Source organism: Pseudomonas sp. GW821-FHT09D08, from assembly GCF_059416305.1.
In genome coordinates this window covers 26241-42125 of record NZ_JBWKOX010000018.1, presented here as the reverse complement: position 1 = coordinate 42125, position 15885 = coordinate 26241, and the positions used below count along the sequence as shown (strand labels likewise).

The window sequence follows — 15885 nt, the reverse complement described above, 5'->3', positions numbered from 1 at the left end:
CCATGGCCAAGCAAGCGCTCATCCTAATCGATATCCAGAACGACTACTTCCCTCAAGGCAAGTGGCCGCTCGATGGCGTGGAAGCCGCCGCGGACAAGGCTGCGCAGGTGCTCCAGGCGTTTCGCCAGAACGGGGAGGCAGTGATTCATGTGCGCCATGAGTTCACGTCCGAGGATGCACCGTTTTTCACGCCGAACTCTGAGGGCGCCTATTTGCACCCCAAGGTGCTGAACGAGGGCAGCGAGCCGGTGGTGCTTAAACATTTCGTGAATGCGTTCCGCGAAACCCCTCTACGCGCCCTGCTGGAACAGCGCAGCATCACCGAACTGGTGGTGGTCGGCAGCATGAGCCATATGTGCATCGATGCGGTGGTGCGGGCCGCAGCGGACCTGGGCTACAAGGTCACGGTGATTCATGACGCGTGCGCCACCCGCGACCTGGAATTCAACGGGCAGGTGATTCCGGCGGCGCAGGTGCATGGAGCGTATATGGCGTCGCTGGCGTTTGGCTACGCAGGTGTGGTGTCGGCGGATGAGTATTTGAAGGCGCAAGCAGCAGCGGCGTAAGCGCTGCTTGCTTCTGTGCCGTCAGCGGGTCGCGATGATAAACAGACGCGGGAAAGGCAGTAATACGGTGCCATCGCCTAGCGCTGGATAAGCCTGTGTAATCCGCGCCTGGTATTCCTGTAGGAAAGCGGCTTTTTCGCTATCGCTCAGTGGCGCGAGAAAGGGTCGCAAGCCCGAGCCCTTGAACCACTCCACCACAGCGGCATGATCCGACAGCGGGTGCTGGTACGTGGTGTGCCACACATCCACGGTACTGCAGTGTTGGCTCAGCAACTCGTAGTAGTAGCTCACCGAGTGGCGCTCATTGTGTTGGAACGCGCCGATCTTTGCCGCCCATGGGCCATCTGCCGCCACTTCGCGCGCCAGCCGGTGTGCGGGTTCATTGAGGTTGTCCGGGGTTTGTACGGCGAGCGTGCCGCCAGGCGTCAACTGGTCGACCAGATGCGGATAGAGCGTGGCGTGGTTTGGCAGCCATTGCAGCGAGGCGTTGGCGAGGATCACGTCGAATGTCTGCGACGGACTCCAGGCACCGATGTCCGCCAGCTCAAAGTTCAGCGCGGGCAGGCGTTTGCGGGCGTCGACCAGCATATCCTCGGAACTGTCCAGGCCCGTCACCTGCGCCTGCGGGAAACGTTCGGCCAATACTTGGGTGGAGTTGCCGGGGCCGCAACCCAGGTCCACCGCTGTGTGCACCGCGGTATTCGGAATGGCCGCGACCAGGTCACGGACCGGACGAGTGCGTTGTTGTTCAAACATCGTGTATTGCTTGGCAGACCAGGTCATCGCGGCTCTCCTTGTTCTATGGAAGTGGGTTACAGCCTAAATCGAGTGGCCCCTGAGGACAAATGTCGGGGCCGGCGATCGTCCATCCCATGATTTAATCCGTTACGGGTGCAGCTTCATGCATCACGAAATTACAAAAAAGCCCCGAGAGCAGGGCTCACGGGGCTTTTTGGGAAAGCTATACGGATTGCGCCGAGCGATATCCTAGAACGGAATATCGTCATCAAAGCTGTCGAAATCCGGAGCCGGTTGCGGAGCGGCCTGTTGCGGCGCTGGACGCGACTCACGCTGTGGCTGCTGGCTTGGCTGCGGACGCGACTGCTGTGGACGCGGTGCCGAGTTGGACATACCGCCCTGGCCTTGTTGGTCACCCTGTGGACGACCGCCCAGCAGTTGCATGGTGCCTTGCATGTCGACCACGATTTCAGTGGTGTAACGCTTGATGCCGTCTTTTTCCCACTCGCGGGTTTGCAGCTTGCCTTCGATGTAGACCTGCGAACCTTTGCGCAGGTATTCACCGGCGATCTCTGCCACCTTGCCGAACATCGACACACGGTGCCATTCGGTTTTCTCGACCTTCTGGCCGGTCTGCTTGTCGGTCCACTGTTCGCTGGTCGCCAGACTCAGGTTGGTCACGGCGTTACCGTTAGGCAAGTAGCGAACTTCGGGATCCTGGCCGCATGTACCGACCAATATGACTTTGTTAACCCCACGGGCCATAACGTTCTCCTATGCTGGGCGCGCTGTCGGCACTGGGTTGACCAGTTGCTCGAGCGTCGCGCGATCCAATAATTCGGTGTCCAATTTGATGTAAATGGCCGCCTCTTCCGCGACCACGACAGCATCCGTTACCCCTACGACGGCCTTCAGGCGCTCTACCAGGCCGCTTTCACGGATCGCCTCAGGCGATAGCGGCAAACGCAGGCTTGTGACGTAGGGAGGTTCGCGCATGGTAACAGCAAAGGCCAACCAAAGTGCAGCCAGCCCGGCGCATCCAAGGAACACAACCGACAAACCGCCATGCTGGAACATCCAGCCGCCCATGATGCCGCCCAACGCCGAACCCAGGAACTGGCTGGTGGAATACACCCCCATCGCCGTGCCCTTGCCACCGGCCGGTGAAACTTTACTGATCAGCGAAGGCAACGAAGCCTCCAGCAGGTTGAACGCGGTGAAGAACACCACCGTACCGATGACCAGCGCCCGTAGGCTGTCGCCGAACTGCCAGAAGAATAGTTCAGTGAGCATCAATGTCGCGACGGCGCCGAGCAAAACTCGTTTCATTTTGCGTTTCTTCTCGCCATAGATAATGAACGGGATCATGGCGAAGAACGAAATCAGCAGTGCCGTGAGGTAGACCCACCAGTGCTGTTCCTTGGGCAGCCCGGCTTTTTCCACCAGCGCCAGGGGCAAGGCGACGAAGCTGCACATCAGCATTGCGTGTAATACGAAGATACCTAAATCCAGGCGCAACAGGTCCGGGTGCTTGAGCGTCGGCAACAGGGCCTTGCGTGCGACGCCCGACTCACGGTGCTGCAACGTGCCGGTGGAGCGCGGCACCATGAAGGCCACGATCACGATCCCGAACAACGCCATGCCGCCGGTGGCAAGGAACAAGCCATGCAAGCCAAAGGCACGCGTCAGCAACGGGCCCACGACCATGGCCACGGCGAACGACAGACCGATGGTCATGCCGATCATGGCCATGGCCTTGGTGCGGTGTTGCTCACGGGTCAGGTCGGACAGCAGCGCCATGACGGCAGCGGAAATCGCCCCGGCACCTTGCAGGATGCGTCCGGCGATCACGCCCCAGATCGAATCGGATTGTGCCGCGAGCACGCTGCCGAGGGCGAAGACAATCAACCCGAGGTAAATCACCGGACGCCGGCCAATGCGGTCGGAAATGATTCCGAACGGGATCTGAAAAATCGCCTGGGTCAGGCCATAGGCGCCAATCGCCAGGCCGATCAGTGCGGGGGTCGCGCCTGCCAGATCCATTCCATAGGTAGCCAGTACCGGCAACACCATGAACATGCCAAGCATACGGAACGCGAACACCAGGGCCAGACCGCTTGCTGCTCGGGTCTCGCCGCTACTCATGCGTTCGCTGTGGGGATCGTGCATGGAAAAACCTCGTGTGAACCGGCGGCGATTCTACCAGTCCCATCGATTGAGAGGGTATATGCGGCGCTTTGCCGCGCAGCTTTCATGTAAGGCTGCACCCGGCACTTTGACAGTGTATATTCATCCAGTCTTTATCCGTATACTCCTGCATTATTTACGCCCGCCGTGCGAGGCCATCTTGGACAAGATCCTGATTCGTGGGGCTAGAACCCACAACCTGAAGAACATCGACCTGACCCTGCCCCGGGACAAGCTGATCGTCATCACCGGCTTGTCCGGCTCCGGCAAATCGTCCCTGGCGTTCGACACGCTGTATGCCGAAGGTCAGCGTCGCTATGTGGAATCGCTGTCGGCCTATGCCCGTCAGTTCCTGTCGATGATGGAAAAGCCGGACGTCGACACCATCGAAGGCCTGTCGCCGGCGATTTCCATCGAGCAGAAGTCGACCTCCCACAACCCGCGTTCCACCGTGGGCACCATCACCGAAATCTACGACTACCTGCGCCTGCTGTACGCGCGGGTGGGTATCCCCCGTTGCCCGGACCACGACATTCCGCTGGAAGCCCAGACCGTCAGCCAGATGGTCGACCTGGTACTGGCCCAACCGGAAGGTGCCAAGCTGATGCTGCTGGCGCCGGTGATTCGCGAGCGCAAGGGCGAACACCTCTCTGTATTCGAAGAGCTGCGTGCTCAAGGTTTCGTACGTGCGCGTATCAACGGCAAGCTGTATGAGCTGGACGAAGCGCCGAAACTCGACAAGCAGAAGAAGCACTCGATTGACGTAGTAGTCGATCGCTTCAAGGTGCGGGCCGACCTGCAGCAGCGTCTGGCCGAATCGTTCGAGACCGCGTTGAAGCTGGCGGATGGCATTGCCCTGGTGGCACCGATGGATGATGAGCCGGGTGAAGAGATCATCTTCTCCGCGCGCTTTGCCTGCCCGATCTGTGGCCACGCCATCAGCGAGCTGGAGCCCAAGCTGTTCTCCTTCAACAACCCGGCCGGGGCCTGCCCGACCTGCGATGGCCTGGGCGTGAAGCAATTCTTCGACATCAAGCGCCTGGTCAACGGCGACCTGACATTGGCGGAGGGCGCGATACGCGGCTGGGACAGGCGTAACGTCTACTACTTCCAGATGCTCGGGTCGTTGGCGGCCCATTACAAGTTCAGCCTTGAAGTACCTTTCAACCAACTGCCAGCAGACCAGCAGAAAGTCATCCTTAATGGCAGCGGCTCGCAGAACGTCGACTTCAAGTACTTGAACGACCGTGGCGACATCGTCAAGCGCTCCCACCCGTTCGAAGGCATCGTGCCGAACCTGGAGCGGCGCTACCGCGAGACTGAATCGGCGAGTGTGCGCGAGGAGCTGGCAAAATTCCTCAGCACCCAACCTTGCCCGGATTGCCGGGGCACTCGCCTGCGCCGTGAGGCGCGGCATGTATGGGTGGGTGAGAAGACGTTGCCGGCGGTGACCAACCTGCCGATCGGCGATGCCTGTGAATACTTTGGTGTACTGAAGCTCACCGGACGCCGTGGGGAAATTGCCGACAAGATCCTCAAGGAGATCCGCGAGCGCTTGCAGTTCCTGGTTAACGTTGGCCTGGACTATCTGTCGCTGGATCGCAGCGCGGATACGTTGTCCGGTGGTGAAGCGCAGCGAATTCGCCTGGCCAGCCAGATTGGTGCCGGCCTGGTGGGGGTGTTGTACATCCTCGATGAGCCTTCGATTGGCCTGCACCAGCGGGATAACGATCGCCTGCTGGGCACGCTGAAGCACCTGCGGGATATCGGCAATACGGTGATCGTGGTCGAGCACGATGAAGACGCGATTCGCCTGGCGGACTATGTGGTGGATATTGGCCCAGGCGCCGGCGTGCATGGAGGACATATTGTCGCCGAGGGCACGCCTGCGGAGGTAATGGCACATCCCGACTCGTTGACCGGCAAGTACCTGTCCGGCCGCGTGAAGATCGCAGTGCCAGCCAAGCGTACACCGCGCAACAAGAAGATGGCATTGCACCTCAAGGGCGCGCGTGGCAACAACTTGCGCAATGTTGACCTGGAAATACCACTGGGCCTGCTGACCTGCGTGACCGGTGTTTCCGGCTCAGGCAAGTCGACGCTGATCAACAACACGCTGTTCCCCTTGAGTGCCACCGCCTTGAACGGCGCCACCACCCTGGAAGCCGCCGCGCACGACAGCATCAAGGGCCTGGAACACCTGGACAAGGTGGTCGATATCGACCAAAGCCCGATTGGCCGCACACCGCGCTCCAACCCGGCGACCTACACCGGGCTGTTCACGCCTATTCGTGAGCTGTTTGCTGGCGTGCCGGAATCCCGTTCACGGGGCTACGGGCCAGGCCGGTTCTCGTTCAACGTCAAGGGCGGTCGCTGTGAAGCGTGCCAGGGCGATGGCCTGATCAAGGTGGAGATGCATTTCCTCCCGGACATCTACGTGCCGTGCGATGTGTGCAAGAGCAAGCGTTACAACCGCGAAACCCTGGAAATCAAGTACAAGGGCAAGAGCATCCACGAAACCCTGGAGATGACCATCGAAGAAGCGCGGGTGTTCTTTGATGCGGTTCCGGCGCTTGCGCGCAAGCTGCAGACGCTGATGGATGTGGGCCTGTCATATATCAAGCTGGGGCAGTCGGCGACCACGCTGTCCGGTGGTGAGGCGCAGCGGGTGAAGCTGTCTCGCGAGTTGTCCAAACGCGATACGGGCAAGACCTTGTATATCCTGGACGAACCGACAACCGGCCTGCACTTTGCTGATATTCAGCAATTGCTGGATGTGTTGCACCGCTTGCGTGATCACGGCAACACCGTGGTGGTGATCGAGCACAACCTGGATGTGATCAAGACGGCCGACTGGCTGGTGGATCTAGGGCCGGAAGGCGGATCCAAGGGCGGCCAGATCATTGCGGTGGGTACGCCGGAGCAGGTCTCCGAGATGCCACAATCGCATACGGGTTACTACTTGAAACCATTGCTGGCGCGCGACCGGGCCTGATTTATCAGGCTCAATAAAAAGCCCCTGTCACTGCTGAGGTGACAGGGGCTTTTTTGTAGGAAATCAGAACTGCGATTGCAGGTAGTTTTCCAGGCCAATCAGCTTGATCAAGCCCAACTGCTTTTCCAGCCAGTAGGTGTGATCTTCTTCGGTATCGTTCAACTGCACGCGCAGGATTTCCCGCGTGACGAAGTCGCTGTGCTGTTCGCAGAGCTCGATGCCCTTGCAGAGAGCGGCACGCACCTTGTATTCAAGACGAAGATCGGCTGCAAGCATGTCAGGTACGCTGGTACCCACATCCAGATCGTCGGGACGCATACGTGGCGTACCTTCGAGCATCAGGATACGGCGCATCAGTGCATCGGCGTGCTGTGCCTCTTCTTCCATTTCGTGGTTGATACGCTCGTAGAGTTCGGTAAAACCCCAGTCTTCGTACATGCGCGAGTGGATGAAATATTGATCACGAGCTGCCAGTTCGCCCGTCAGCAACGTGTTGAGGTAATCGATTACGTCGGGGTGACCTTGCATCGCCCTACATCTCCCTGCTTGAAAGTCTGTAGTTTGAACCATGCTGACTCGGAGGTCACGGGACTAACGGCAGAAAAGTGAAGATTTCCGCAGAAAAGTAGCTGAAATAACGCAAAAACCGCCCAAATGAGGGCGGTTCTGCTTATCGTTTAGAGTCAGTTAAGCGATACACCCAGTGCCTTTGCGATTGCTTCTCCATAAGCAGGATCCGCCTTGTAGAAGTGCTGCAATTGACGCTGGACCACATCATCGGAAACTCCGCCCATTGCCCCTGCGATATTGCTGGTGAGCAACGCTTTCTGCTCATCGCTCATCAGGCGAAACAACGCACCGGCGTGGCTGTAATAGTCGGTATCTTCACGGTGATCGTAACGATCAGCCGCACCGCTCAAGGGCAATGCAGGCTCGGCGTACTGTGACGCTTGCTTCGGAGCTTCGGCGTAGCTGTTCGGTTCGTAGTTCGGTGTCGCCCCACCATTGCTGCCAAACGCCATCGAACCATCACGCTGGTAGCTGTTGACCGGGCTGCGCGGAGCATTCACCGGCAATTGCTGGTGGTTGGTACCCACACGGTAGCGGTGAGCATCTGCGTAAGCGAAAACACGACCTTGAAGCATACGGTCTGGCGACAGGCCAACACCTGGAACCATGTTGCTTGGGCCAAATGCAGCCTGCTCTACTTCAGCGAAGTAGTTCTGCGGGTTGCGGTTAAGTTCCAACTCACCCACCTCAATCAACGGGAATTCTTTCTGCGACCAGGTTTTGGTCACATCAAACGGATTCTCGTAATGGGCGTTCGCCTGGCCCTCGGTCATGACCTGGATGCAAACCCGCCATTTCGGGAAGTCACCGCGCTCGATCGCACCAAACAAATCACGCTGGGCGTAATCAGGATCAGTACCGGCCAGGCGGGCCGCCTCAGCCGGCGCCAGGTTCTTGATGCCTTGCTTGGTTTTGTAGTGCCACTTCACCCAGTGCCGCTCACCGCGGGCGTTAATCAAGCTGTAGGTGTGGCTGCCAAAGCCATGCATATGACGGTAGCCATCGGGAATACCACGATCCGAAAACAGAATGGTGACCTGGTGCAGCGCTTCTGGAGAGTGCGACCAGAAGTCCCACATCATTTGCGCGCTTTTCAGGTTGCTTTGCGGTAACCGCTTCTGAGTGTGGATGAAATCGGGGAATTTCAGCGGATCGCGTATGAAGAACACCGGTGTGTTGTTACCCACGATGTCCCAATTACCTTCTTCGGTGTAGAACTTCAAGGCAAAACCACGGGGATCGCGCTCGGTGTCTGCGGAACCACGTTCACCGCCCACAGTAGAGAAACGCAGGAACGTTGGAGTTTGCTTACCAACGGACTCGAACAATTTGGCGCTGGTGTACTGGGTGATGTCCCGGGTGACCGTAAAAGTACCGTAGGCACCCGACCCTTTGGCGTGTACGCGACGCTCAGGGATGTTTTCACGGTTGAAATGGGCAAGTTTCTCGATCAGGTGAAAATCGTCAAGAAGCAGCGGGCCGCGCGGGCCGGCTGAACGGGAATTCTGGTTATCCGCAACGGGAGCGCCGCTGGCGGTGGTAAGGATTTTATTCTGGCTCATGCTCAATTTTCCTCAGGTCGGACTTGGAACTGCCGGCTAATCGGCTTGGAGGGAGTATTGACCATCAACATGACACCTACAAATTCATTAAATCGTAAGCTTCAATAGAGAATAACTAACAATACCCCCGCGCACATAGTGCTGAGCGCTGTCTGAGGAAGCTTGTACACATCGCGCTTTTGTTACGCGCACAAAAAACCGGGCACTAGGCCCGGTTCTTCGTTACAGCTTGTCGTCTTACTCGGCGCTTACAGCTTCGCCGGCAGTAGCACGATCAACCAACTCGACGTACGCCATAGGCGCGTTGTCGCCAGCGCGGAAACCGCACTTGAGGATGCGCAGGTAGCCACCCTCACGGGTAGCGTAACGCTTGCCCAGGTCGTTGAAGAGCTTACCAACGATAGCTTTCGAACGAGTACGGTCGAAAGCCAGACGGCGGTTAGCCAGGCTGTCTGTCTTGGCCAAAGTGATCAGCGGCTCAGCAACGCGACGCAGTTCTTTAGCTTTCGGCAGTGTAGTTTTGATCAGCTCGTGCTCGAACAGCGACACCGCCATGTTTTGAAACATGGCCTTGCGGTGCGAGCTGGTACGGCTCAGGTGACGACCACTTTTACGATGACGCATGGTTCATTCCTTACCAAACTCACGTTCGGTGATTACGACGATCAGGCAGTCGCCTTGTCGTCCTTCTTAAGACTTGCAGGCGGCCAGTTGTCGAGGCGCATGCCGAGGGACAGACCGCGGGAGGCCAGAACGTCCTTGATTTCAGTCAAGGATTTCTTGCCCAGGTTCGGAGTCTTCAACAGTTCTACTTCGGTACGCTGAATCAGGTCGCCGATGTAGTAAATGTTTTCCGCCTTAAGGCAGTTAGCCGAACGTACAGTCAGTTCCAGATCGTCAACCGGGCGAAGCAGGATCGGATCGATCTCGTCTTCCTGCTCGATTACCACTGGTTCGCTGTCACCTTTGAGGTCGACGAACGCAGCCAACTGCTGTTGCAGAATGGTTGCAGCGCGGCGGATAGCCTCTTCAGGATCCAGAGTACCGTTGGTTTCCAGATCAATAACCAGCTTGTCCAGGTTAGTACGCTGCTCGACACGGGCGTTTTCCACCACGTATGCGATACGGCGAACCGGGCTGAACGAAGAGTCAAGCTGCAAGCGACCAATGCTGCGGCTTTCGTCTTCATCGCTCTGACGCGAGTCGGCCGGTTCATAACCACGACCACGAGCTACGGTGAGCTTCATGTTCAGGGCGCCGTTAGACGCCAGGTTAGCGATTACGTGATCGGGGTTAACGATCTCGACATCATGATCCAGCTGAATATCGGCAGCGGTAACCACCCCCGAACCCTTCTTCGACAAGGTCAGCGTAACTTCGTCACGGCCGTGCAGCTTGATAGCCAGACCTTTAAGGTTCAACAGGATTTCAATTACGTCTTCCTGTACACCTTCGATGGCGCTGTACTCGTGGAGCACACCGTCAATCTCGGCCTCGACTACTGCACAGCCGGGCATTGAGGACAACAGGATGCGGCGCAGCGCGTTGCCCAGGGTGTGGCCAAAACCACGCTCGAGAGGCTCGAGAGTGATCTTGGCGCGGGTTGGACTGACAACCTGCACATCAATGTGGCGGGGTGTCAGGAACTCATTTACCGAAATCTGCATGGATGCACCTATTTTCTAGCCCTTACTTGGAGTAGAGCTCGACAATCAGGCTTTCGTTGATGTCGGCGGACAGATCACTGCGAGCAGGAACGTTCTTGAAAACGCCCGACTTCTTCTCAGTGTCTACTTCTACCCATTCTACGCGGCCACGTTGGGCACACAGATCGAGAGCTTGGACAATGCGAAGTTGGTTTTTTGCTTTCTCGCGAACTGCGACCACGTCACCAGCACGAACCTGGTAGGACGGAACGTTTACGGTCTGACCGTTAACGCTGATCGACTTGTGCGATACCAGCTGACGGGATTCGGCACGAGTCGAACCAAAGCCCATACGGTATACAACGTTGTCCAGACGGCATTCGAGCAGTTGCAGCAGGTTTTCACCGGTTGCACCTTTCTTGCCAGCAGCTTCTTTGTAGTAGCCGCTGAACTGACGCTCGAGAACGCCGTAGATACGACGGACCTTCTGCTTTTCACGCAGTTGGGTGCCGTAATCGGACTGGCGACCGCGGCGTTGGCCGTGGATACCAGGTGCTGCTTCAATGTTGCACTTCGATTCGATCGCGCGCACGCCGCTCTTCAGGAAGAGATCGGTGCCTTCGCGACGAGCGAGTTTGCATTTTGGACCAATGTAACGAGCCATTCTTTACAATCTCCTGGATTACACGCGGCGCTTCTTCGGCGGACGGCACCCGTTGTGCGGGATTGGCGTCACGTCGGTGATGCTGGCGATCTTATAGCCACAGCCGTTCAAAGCACGGACAGCAGACTCACGACCTGGACCTGGACCTTTGACGTTAACGTCGAGGTTTTTCAGGCCATATTCCAGCGCAGCTTGACCAGCACGTTCAGCAGCTACTTGAGCAGCAAACGGCGTGGACTTGCGGGAACCGCGGAAACCCGAACCACCGGAGGTAGCCCAAGAAAGCGCGTTACCTTGACGGTCGGTGATGGTCACGATGGTGTTGTTAAAAGATGCATGGATGTGGGCGATGCCATCAACCACTGTCTTTTTAACTTTTTTACGAGGACGAGCAGCAGGTTTTGCCATGATAATTTTCCTGTCGATTCGCTGGGGCGATTACTTGCGGATCGGCTTACGCGGACCTTTACGGGTACGCGCGTTAGTCTTGGTACGCTGACCGCGCACTGGAAGACCACGACGATGACGCAGACCGCGATAGCAACCGAGGTCCATCAAACGCTTGATTTTCATGTTGATTTCGCGACGCAGGTCACCTTCAGTGGTGAACTTCGCCACTTCGCCACGCAGCAATTCAATCTGCTCGTCGCTCAGATCCTTGATCTTAGCGGCTGGGTTTACCCCAGCAACTGCGCAAATTTTCTGCGCAGTAGTGCGACCAACACCATAGATGTAGGTCAGCGAGATAACAGTGTGCTTGTTATCTGGAATGTTAACGCCTGCAATACGGGCCATTCAGTGGGACTCCAATTGACAGCTACCTACGCCCCGGAAGCCAAGAAATAGGGCGCGAGATAATATCGCTGTAATAACAAATAATCAACCCGGCAGCGCACTAGCTGCCGGGCTTCAAGCGGATCACACTCAGCCTTGGCGCTGTTTGTGACGCGGTTCCGCGCTGCAAATTACTCGAACAACACCTTCGCGGCGAATAATCTTGCAGTTACGGCACAGCTTTTTCACCGATGCACGAACTTTCATCACCAACTCCTCGAACCTTATGGGTACTCAGCGCAACATGCCGCTGCCGTAACCCTTCAGGTTGGCTTTCTTCATCAGGGATTCGTACTGGTGCGAAACGAGGTGCGATTGTACTTGGGACATGAAGTCCATCACAACCACGACCACGATCAGCAACGAGGTCCCGCCAAGGTAGAACGGAACGTTTGCTGCAACCACCAGGAACTGGGGCAACAAGCACACGGCCGTCATATATAGAGCACCGAACAGGGTCAAACGAGTCAGAACGCCATCAATGTAGCGTGCCGACTGCTCACCTGGACGAATACCCGGAATAAAGGCACCGGACTTCTTCAGGTTTTCCGCTACGTCTTTCGGATTGAACATCAACGCCGTATAGAAGAAGCAGAAGAAAATAATCCCTGCACTAAACAGCAGAATATTCAACGGCTGACCAGGAGCGATCGACTGAGAGAGGTCCTGCAGCCAGCCCATATTTTCAGACTGACCAAACCAGGTACCCAACGAAGCCGGAAACAGCAAAATGCTGCTCGCGAAAATTGCCGGAATAACACCGGCCATATTCACTTTCAGCGGCAAGTGGCTGGTCTGCGCAGCAAAAACCTTACGGCCCTGCTGACGCTTGGCGTAGTGAACAGCAATACGACGCTGGCCACGCTCAATGAACACCACAAAACCGATAATCGCTACTGCCAGCAAACCGATGGCAACCAGGGCGAAGATATTGATATCACCCTGACGTGCAGACTCGAAAGACTGCCCGATTGCTCTCGGAAGACCGGCGACGATACCTGCGAAAATCAACATCGAGATACCGTTACCAACACCACGCTCAGTAATCTGCTCACCCAGCCACATCATGAACATCGCACCAGCCACAAACGTGGATACCGCGACGAAATGGAAGCCAAAGTCACCAGTGAACGCAACACCCTGCCCCGCCAGGCCAACGGACATGCCGATAGCCTGGACCAGGGCGAGGATGACAGTGCCGTAGCGGGTGTACTGGCTAATCTTGCGACGGCCAGCTTCACCTTCCTTCTTCAACTGCTCCAGCTGCGGGCTGACGGCGGTCATCAGTTGCATGATGATCGATGCCGAGATGTACGGCATGATCCCCAGTGCAAAAATGCTCATCCGTTCCAGCGCACCGCCAGAAAACATGTTGAACAAGCTAAGAATGGTCCCCTCATTCTGTCGAAACAGGTCTGCGAGTCGGTCCGGGTTGATACCTGGAACCGGGATGTGTGCGCCTATTCGGTAGACGATAATCGCCAGGAACAGAAAACGCAGACGAGCCCAAAGTTCAGACATACCGCCTTTGCCGAGCGCTGAGAGAGCACCTTGCTTAGCCATTTATTCCTCGAACTTGCCGCCAGCTGCTTCGATAGCCGAACGCGCACCTTTGGTGGCGCCGATTCCCTTGCCGATAGTGACAGCGCGAGTCACTTCACCGGACAGCATGATTTTCACACGCTGTACGTTGACGTTGATCACGTTGGCATCTTTCAGGGTCTGCACAGTAACGATGTCGCCTTCCACTTTAGCCAGCTCGGACAGACGCACTTCTGCGCGGTCCATGGCCTTCAGGGAAACGAAGCCGAACTTAGGCAGGCGACGATGCAGCGGCTGTTGACCGCCTTCAAAGCCTGGAGCAATGGTGCCACCGGAGCGGGAGGTTTGACCTTTGTGGCCACGGCCACCAGTCTTACCCAAACCGCTACCGATACCACGGCCCGGACGATGCTTTTCGCGACGGGAACCCGGCGCTGGACTCAGATCATTGAGTTTCATCGATTAACCCTCGACACGCAGCATGTAGTAAGCCTTGTTGATCATCCCGCGATTCTCGGGAGTATCCTGGACTTCTACAGTGTGACCGATGCGACGCAGACCCAAACCCTTAACGCACAATTTGTGGTTAGGGATGCGGCCGGTCATGCTTTTGATCAGCGTTACTTTAACGGTAGCCATGATCAGAAGATCTCCTTGACGCTTTTGCCACGCTTGGCGGCAATGGATTCAGGAGATTGCATAGCTTTCAAACCCTTGAAAGTGGCGTGAACCACGTTTACCGGGTTAGTCGAGCCATAGCACTTGGCCAGAACGTTCTGAACGCCAGCAACCTCGAGGACAGCACGCATAGCGCCGCCAGCGATGATACCGGTACCTTCAGAAGCAGGCTGCATGTACACCTTCGAAGCGCCGTGAGCGGACTTCATTGCGTACTGCAGCGTGGTGCCGTTCAGATCAACTTGGATCATGTTGCGACGAGCAGCTTCCATTGCCTTCTGGATCGCAGCAGGCACTTCACGTGACTTGCCACGGCCGAAGCCAACGCGCCCTTTACCATCACCCACCACGGTCAACGCGGTGAAAGTGAAGATACGGCCGCCTTTAACGGTTTTGGCTACGCGGTTAACTTGAACCAGCTTCTCAATGTAGCCTTCGTCGCGCTTTTGGTCGTTATTTGACATAACTTAGAACTCCAGCCCAGCTTCACGAGCAGCATCAGCCAGCGCTTTAACGCGGCCGTGGTACTTGAAGCCAGAGCGGTCGAAAGCCACTTGCGAGACGCCAGCGGCCTTAGCACGCGTAGCGACCAGCTGGCCAACCTTTGTGGCCGCGTCGATGTTGCCAGTGGCACCATCACGCAGTTCTTTATCCAAAGTCGAGGCGCTGGCCAGGACTTTGTTGCCGTCGGCCGAGATGACCTGGGCGTAGATGTGCTGCGACGAGCGGAACACGCAGAGACGCACGACTTCGAGTTCGTGCATTTTCAGGCGTGCTTTGCGAGCGCGACGCAGTCGAGTAACTTTTTTGTCGGTCATTTGCTATGCCCTACTTCTTCTTGGCTTCTTTACGACGGACGACTTCGTCCGCGTAGCGCACACCTTTGCCTTTGTACGGCTCTGGTGGACGGAAGTCGCGGATCTCAGCAGCCACTTGACCTACCAGTTGCTTATCGATGCCCTTGATCAGGATATCGGTCTGGCTAGGAGTCTCAGCGGTGATGCCTTCCGGCAGTTCGTAATCCACTGGGTGCGAGAAGCCAAGGGCCAGGTTCAAAACCGTGCCTTTTGCTTGCGCTTTGTAACCAACACCGACCAGCTGGAGCTTACGCTCGAAGCCTTGGCTTACGCCTTGGACCATGTTGTTTACCAACGCACGCGTGGTACCAGCCATTGCGCGAGTTTGTTGATCGCCATTGCGAGCAGCGAAACGCAGCTCACCAGCTTCTTCAACGATCTCAACGGACGAATGGATATTCAGTTCAAGAGTGCCCTTGGCACCCTTCACCGAAAGCTGTTGGCCTGCGAATTTGACTTCGACACCGGCTGGCAGCTTAACGGGGTTCTTAGCGACGCGAGACATGCTTATCCCCCCTTAGAACACAGTGCAAAGAACTTCGCCGCCGACACCGGCAGCGCGCGCAGCACGATCCGTCATCACACCTTTGTTGGTGGAGACGATAGACACGCCCAGACCGCCACGAACTTTCGGCAGATCTTCAGCGGACTTGTACTGACGCAGGCCTGGACGGCTAACGCGCTTCACTTCCTCGATGACCGAACGGCCTTCGAAGTACTTCAGCTCGATGGACAGCAGTGGTTTGATTTCGCTGCTGATCTGATAACCCGCAATGTAGCCTTCGTCTTTCAGGACTTTGGCAACAGCAACCTTCAACTTGGAAGATGGCATGCTTACGACGGACTTTTCAGCCATCTGGGCATTACGGATACGAGTTAGCATGTCCGCTAACGGGTCCTGCATACTCATGGGCTAGACGCTCCTAATACAAAAAAATTAGCCTTGCGGCTACATATGTCGCTGAGAACTTCCGGGTAAAAAACACGGGCTCAGGCGAGCCGCGTATTTTAGACACACTCCGGAAATGAAACAAGCCCCAAAAGGG

The 15885-nt window shown here is 56.8% G+C and carries 20 protein-coding genes; 2 read left to right on the top strand and 18 right to left on the bottom strand.

The window, feature by feature from the left end; translation table 11 throughout:
* Positions 1 to 2: 2 nt before the first annotated feature.
* Positions 3 to 566, top strand: coding sequence for a cysteine hydrolase family protein (locus AC07OP_RS24570; RefSeq protein ID WP_027605170.1), 564 nt, complete (start codon positions 3 to 5; stop codon positions 564 to 566).
* 21 nt (positions 567 to 587) lie between these two features.
* On the opposite strand, the gene tam is transcribed toward AC07OP_RS24570, so the two are convergent.
* The 3 genes from tam to AC07OP_RS24555 form a co-directional block, all read right to left on the bottom strand.
* Positions 588 to 1349 (bottom strand): trans-aconitate 2-methyltransferase, encoded by a 762-nt coding sequence (tam, locus tag AC07OP_RS24565; RefSeq protein ID WP_408012714.1) that lies wholly within the window; start codon positions 1347 to 1349, stop codon positions 588 to 590.
* A 204-nt stretch (positions 1350 to 1553) separates the two neighbouring features.
* On the bottom strand, positions 1554 to 2069 hold the full coding sequence (locus AC07OP_RS24560; protein WP_003232445.1) for a single-stranded DNA-binding protein: 516 nt from the start codon (positions 2067 to 2069) through the stop codon (positions 1554 to 1556).
* Between the two features lie 9 nt (positions 2070 to 2078).
* Positions 2079 to 3473, bottom strand: coding sequence for an MFS transporter (locus AC07OP_RS24555; protein ID WP_015886131.1), 1395 nt, complete (start codon positions 3471 to 3473; stop codon positions 2079 to 2081).
* Positions 3474 to 3651: 178 nt separating this feature from the next.
* Here AC07OP_RS24555 and uvrA point away from each other — a divergent pair, with 178 nt between their 5' ends.
* Complete coding sequence (uvrA, locus tag AC07OP_RS24550; RefSeq protein WP_495102510.1) at positions 3652 to 6486, top strand: excinuclease ABC subunit UvrA; 2835 nt, start codon at positions 3652 to 3654, stop codon at positions 6484 to 6486.
* 63 nt (positions 6487 to 6549) lie between these two features.
* Here uvrA and bfr read toward each other — a convergent pair whose 3' ends face one another.
* The 15 genes from bfr to rpsH form a co-directional block, all read right to left on the bottom strand.
* Complete coding sequence (bfr, locus tag AC07OP_RS24545; protein WP_017525959.1) at positions 6550 to 7014, bottom strand: bacterioferritin; 465 nt, start codon at positions 7012 to 7014, stop codon at positions 6550 to 6552.
* A gap of 155 nt (positions 7015 to 7169) precedes the next feature.
* On the bottom strand, positions 7170 to 8618 hold the full coding sequence (locus tag AC07OP_RS24540) for a catalase (RefSeq protein ID WP_495102511.1): 1449 nt from the start codon (positions 8616 to 8618) through the stop codon (positions 7170 to 7172).
* A gap of 237 nt (positions 8619 to 8855) precedes the next feature.
* Positions 8856 to 9242: a 50S ribosomal protein L17 gene (gene rplQ, locus AC07OP_RS24535; protein ID WP_003176402.1), complete on the bottom strand. Its 387-nt coding sequence runs from the start codon at positions 9240 to 9242 to the stop codon at positions 8856 to 8858.
* Between the two features lie 41 nt (positions 9243 to 9283).
* Positions 9284 to 10285 carry a DNA-directed RNA polymerase subunit alpha gene (locus AC07OP_RS24530; RefSeq protein ID WP_003176403.1) on the bottom strand — a complete coding sequence of 334 codons (1002 nt, stop codon included), beginning with the start codon at positions 10283 to 10285 and terminating at the stop codon, positions 9284 to 9286.
* Between the two features lie 22 nt (positions 10286 to 10307).
* Positions 10308 to 10928 carry a 30S ribosomal protein S4 gene (gene rpsD / locus AC07OP_RS24525; RefSeq protein WP_003176404.1) on the bottom strand — a complete coding sequence of 207 codons (621 nt, stop codon included), beginning with the start codon at positions 10926 to 10928 and terminating at the stop codon, positions 10308 to 10310.
* An 18-nt stretch (positions 10929 to 10946) separates the two neighbouring features.
* Entirely contained in the window at positions 10947 to 11336 is a 390-nt protein-coding gene (gene rpsK, locus AC07OP_RS24520) for a 30S ribosomal protein S11 (protein WP_002555466.1), read from the bottom strand.
* 30 nt (positions 11337 to 11366) lie between these two features.
* Positions 11367 to 11723 (bottom strand): 30S ribosomal protein S13, encoded by a 357-nt coding sequence (rpsM, locus tag AC07OP_RS24515; RefSeq protein ID WP_024077676.1) that lies wholly within the window; start codon positions 11721 to 11723, stop codon positions 11367 to 11369.
* A 129-nt stretch (positions 11724 to 11852) separates the two neighbouring features.
* The gene (gene rpmJ / locus AC07OP_RS24510; protein ID WP_002555468.1) at positions 11853 to 11969 is read right to left on the bottom strand and encodes a 50S ribosomal protein L36; all 117 of its coding nucleotides are present in this window, start codon (positions 11967 to 11969) and stop codon (positions 11853 to 11855) included.
* A 27-nt stretch (positions 11970 to 11996) separates the two neighbouring features.
* A complete protein-coding gene (secY, locus tag AC07OP_RS24505; RefSeq protein ID WP_003176406.1) occupies positions 11997 to 13325 on the bottom strand; it encodes a preprotein translocase subunit SecY in 1329 nt (442 codons plus the stop codon).
* The gene (gene rplO / locus AC07OP_RS24500) at positions 13326 to 13763 is read right to left on the bottom strand and encodes a 50S ribosomal protein L15 (RefSeq protein WP_003176407.1); all 438 of its coding nucleotides are present in this window, start codon (positions 13761 to 13763) and stop codon (positions 13326 to 13328) included.
* Positions 13764 to 13766: 3 nt separating this feature from the next.
* Positions 13767 to 13943, bottom strand: a complete 177-nt coding sequence (gene rpmD / locus AC07OP_RS24495) for a 50S ribosomal protein L30 (protein ID WP_003176408.1) — start codon at positions 13941 to 13943, stop codon at positions 13767 to 13769.
* A gap of 2 nt (positions 13944 to 13945) precedes the next feature.
* A complete protein-coding gene (rpsE, locus tag AC07OP_RS24490) occupies positions 13946 to 14446 on the bottom strand; it encodes a 30S ribosomal protein S5 (RefSeq protein ID WP_003186035.1) in 501 nt (166 codons plus the stop codon).
* Between the two features lie 3 nt (positions 14447 to 14449).
* Positions 14450 to 14800, bottom strand: a complete 351-nt coding sequence (gene rplR, locus AC07OP_RS24485; protein ID WP_003186037.1) for a 50S ribosomal protein L18 — start codon at positions 14798 to 14800, stop codon at positions 14450 to 14452.
* 10 nt (positions 14801 to 14810) lie between these two features.
* Complete coding sequence (gene rplF / locus AC07OP_RS24480) at positions 14811 to 15344, bottom strand: 50S ribosomal protein L6 (RefSeq protein ID WP_003176412.1); 534 nt, start codon at positions 15342 to 15344, stop codon at positions 14811 to 14813.
* 12 nt (positions 15345 to 15356) lie between these two features.
* Positions 15357 to 15749 carry a 30S ribosomal protein S8 gene (rpsH, locus tag AC07OP_RS24475; RefSeq protein ID WP_003176413.1) on the bottom strand — a complete coding sequence of 131 codons (393 nt, stop codon included), beginning with the start codon at positions 15747 to 15749 and terminating at the stop codon, positions 15357 to 15359.
* Between the last annotated feature and the right edge of the window lie 136 nt (positions 15750 to 15885).

Bases quoted from the DNA above. Each gene is read 5' to 3' on its own strand.
- rplQ (WP_003176402.1), bottom strand. From the start codon at position 9,242: ATGCGTCATCGTAAAAGTGGTCGTCACCTGAGCCGTACCAGCTCGCAC.
- rplF (WP_003176412.1), bottom strand. From the start codon at position 15,344: ATGTCTCGCGTCGCTAAGAACCCCGTTAAGCTGCCAGCCGGTGTCGAA.
- rpsM (WP_024077676.1), bottom strand. From the start codon at position 11,723: ATGGCCCGTATTGCAGGCGTTAACATTCCAGATAACAAGCACACTGTT.
- rpmJ (WP_002555468.1), bottom strand. From the start codon at position 11,969: ATGAAAGTTCGTGCATCGGTGAAAAAGCTGTGCCGTAACTGCAAGATT.
- rpmD (WP_003176408.1), bottom strand. From the start codon at position 13,943: ATGGCTACCGTTAAAGTAACGCTGATCAAAAGCATGACCGGCCGCATC.
- AC07OP_RS24570 (WP_027605170.1), top strand. From the start codon at position 3: ATGGCCAAGCAAGCGCTCATCCTAATCGATATCCAGAACGACTACTTC.
- secY (WP_003176406.1), bottom strand. From the start codon at position 13,325: ATGGCTAAGCAAGGTGCTCTCTCAGCGCTCGGCAAAGGCGGTATGTCT.
- rpsE (WP_003186035.1), bottom strand. From the start codon at position 14,446: ATGTCAAATAACGACCAAAAGCGCGACGAAGGCTACATTGAGAAGCTG.
- rpsK (WP_002555466.1), bottom strand. From the start codon at position 11,336: ATGGCAAAACCTGCTGCTCGTCCTCGTAAAAAAGTTAAAAAGACAGTG.
- tam (WP_408012714.1), bottom strand. From the start codon at position 1,349: ATGACCTGGTCTGCCAAGCAATACACGATGTTTGAACAACAACGCACT.
- AC07OP_RS24555 (WP_015886131.1), bottom strand. From the start codon at position 3,473: ATGCACGATCCCCACAGCGAACGCATGAGTAGCGGCGAGACCCGAGCA.
- rplR (WP_003186037.1), bottom strand. From the start codon at position 14,800: ATGACCGACAAAAAAGTTACTCGACTGCGTCGCGCTCGCAAAGCACGC.
- AC07OP_RS24560 (WP_003232445.1), bottom strand. From the start codon at position 2,069: ATGGCCCGTGGGGTTAACAAAGTCATATTGGTCGGTACATGCGGCCAG.
- AC07OP_RS24540 (WP_495102511.1), bottom strand. From the start codon at position 8,618: ATGAGCCAGAATAAAATCCTTACCACCGCCAGCGGCGCTCCCGTTGCG.
- bfr (WP_017525959.1), bottom strand. From the start codon at position 7,014: ATGCAAGGTCACCCCGACGTAATCGATTACCTCAACACGTTGCTGACG.
- AC07OP_RS24530 (WP_003176403.1), bottom strand. From the start codon at position 10,285: ATGCAGATTTCGGTAAATGAGTTCCTGACACCCCGCCACATTGATGTG.
- rplO (WP_003176407.1), bottom strand. From the start codon at position 13,763: ATGAAACTCAATGATCTGAGTCCAGCGCCGGGTTCCCGTCGCGAAAAG.
- rpsD (WP_003176404.1), bottom strand. From the start codon at position 10,928: ATGGCTCGTTACATTGGTCCAAAATGCAAACTCGCTCGTCGCGAAGGC.
- rpsH (WP_003176413.1), bottom strand. From the start codon at position 15,749: ATGAGTATGCAGGACCCGTTAGCGGACATGCTAACTCGTATCCGTAAT.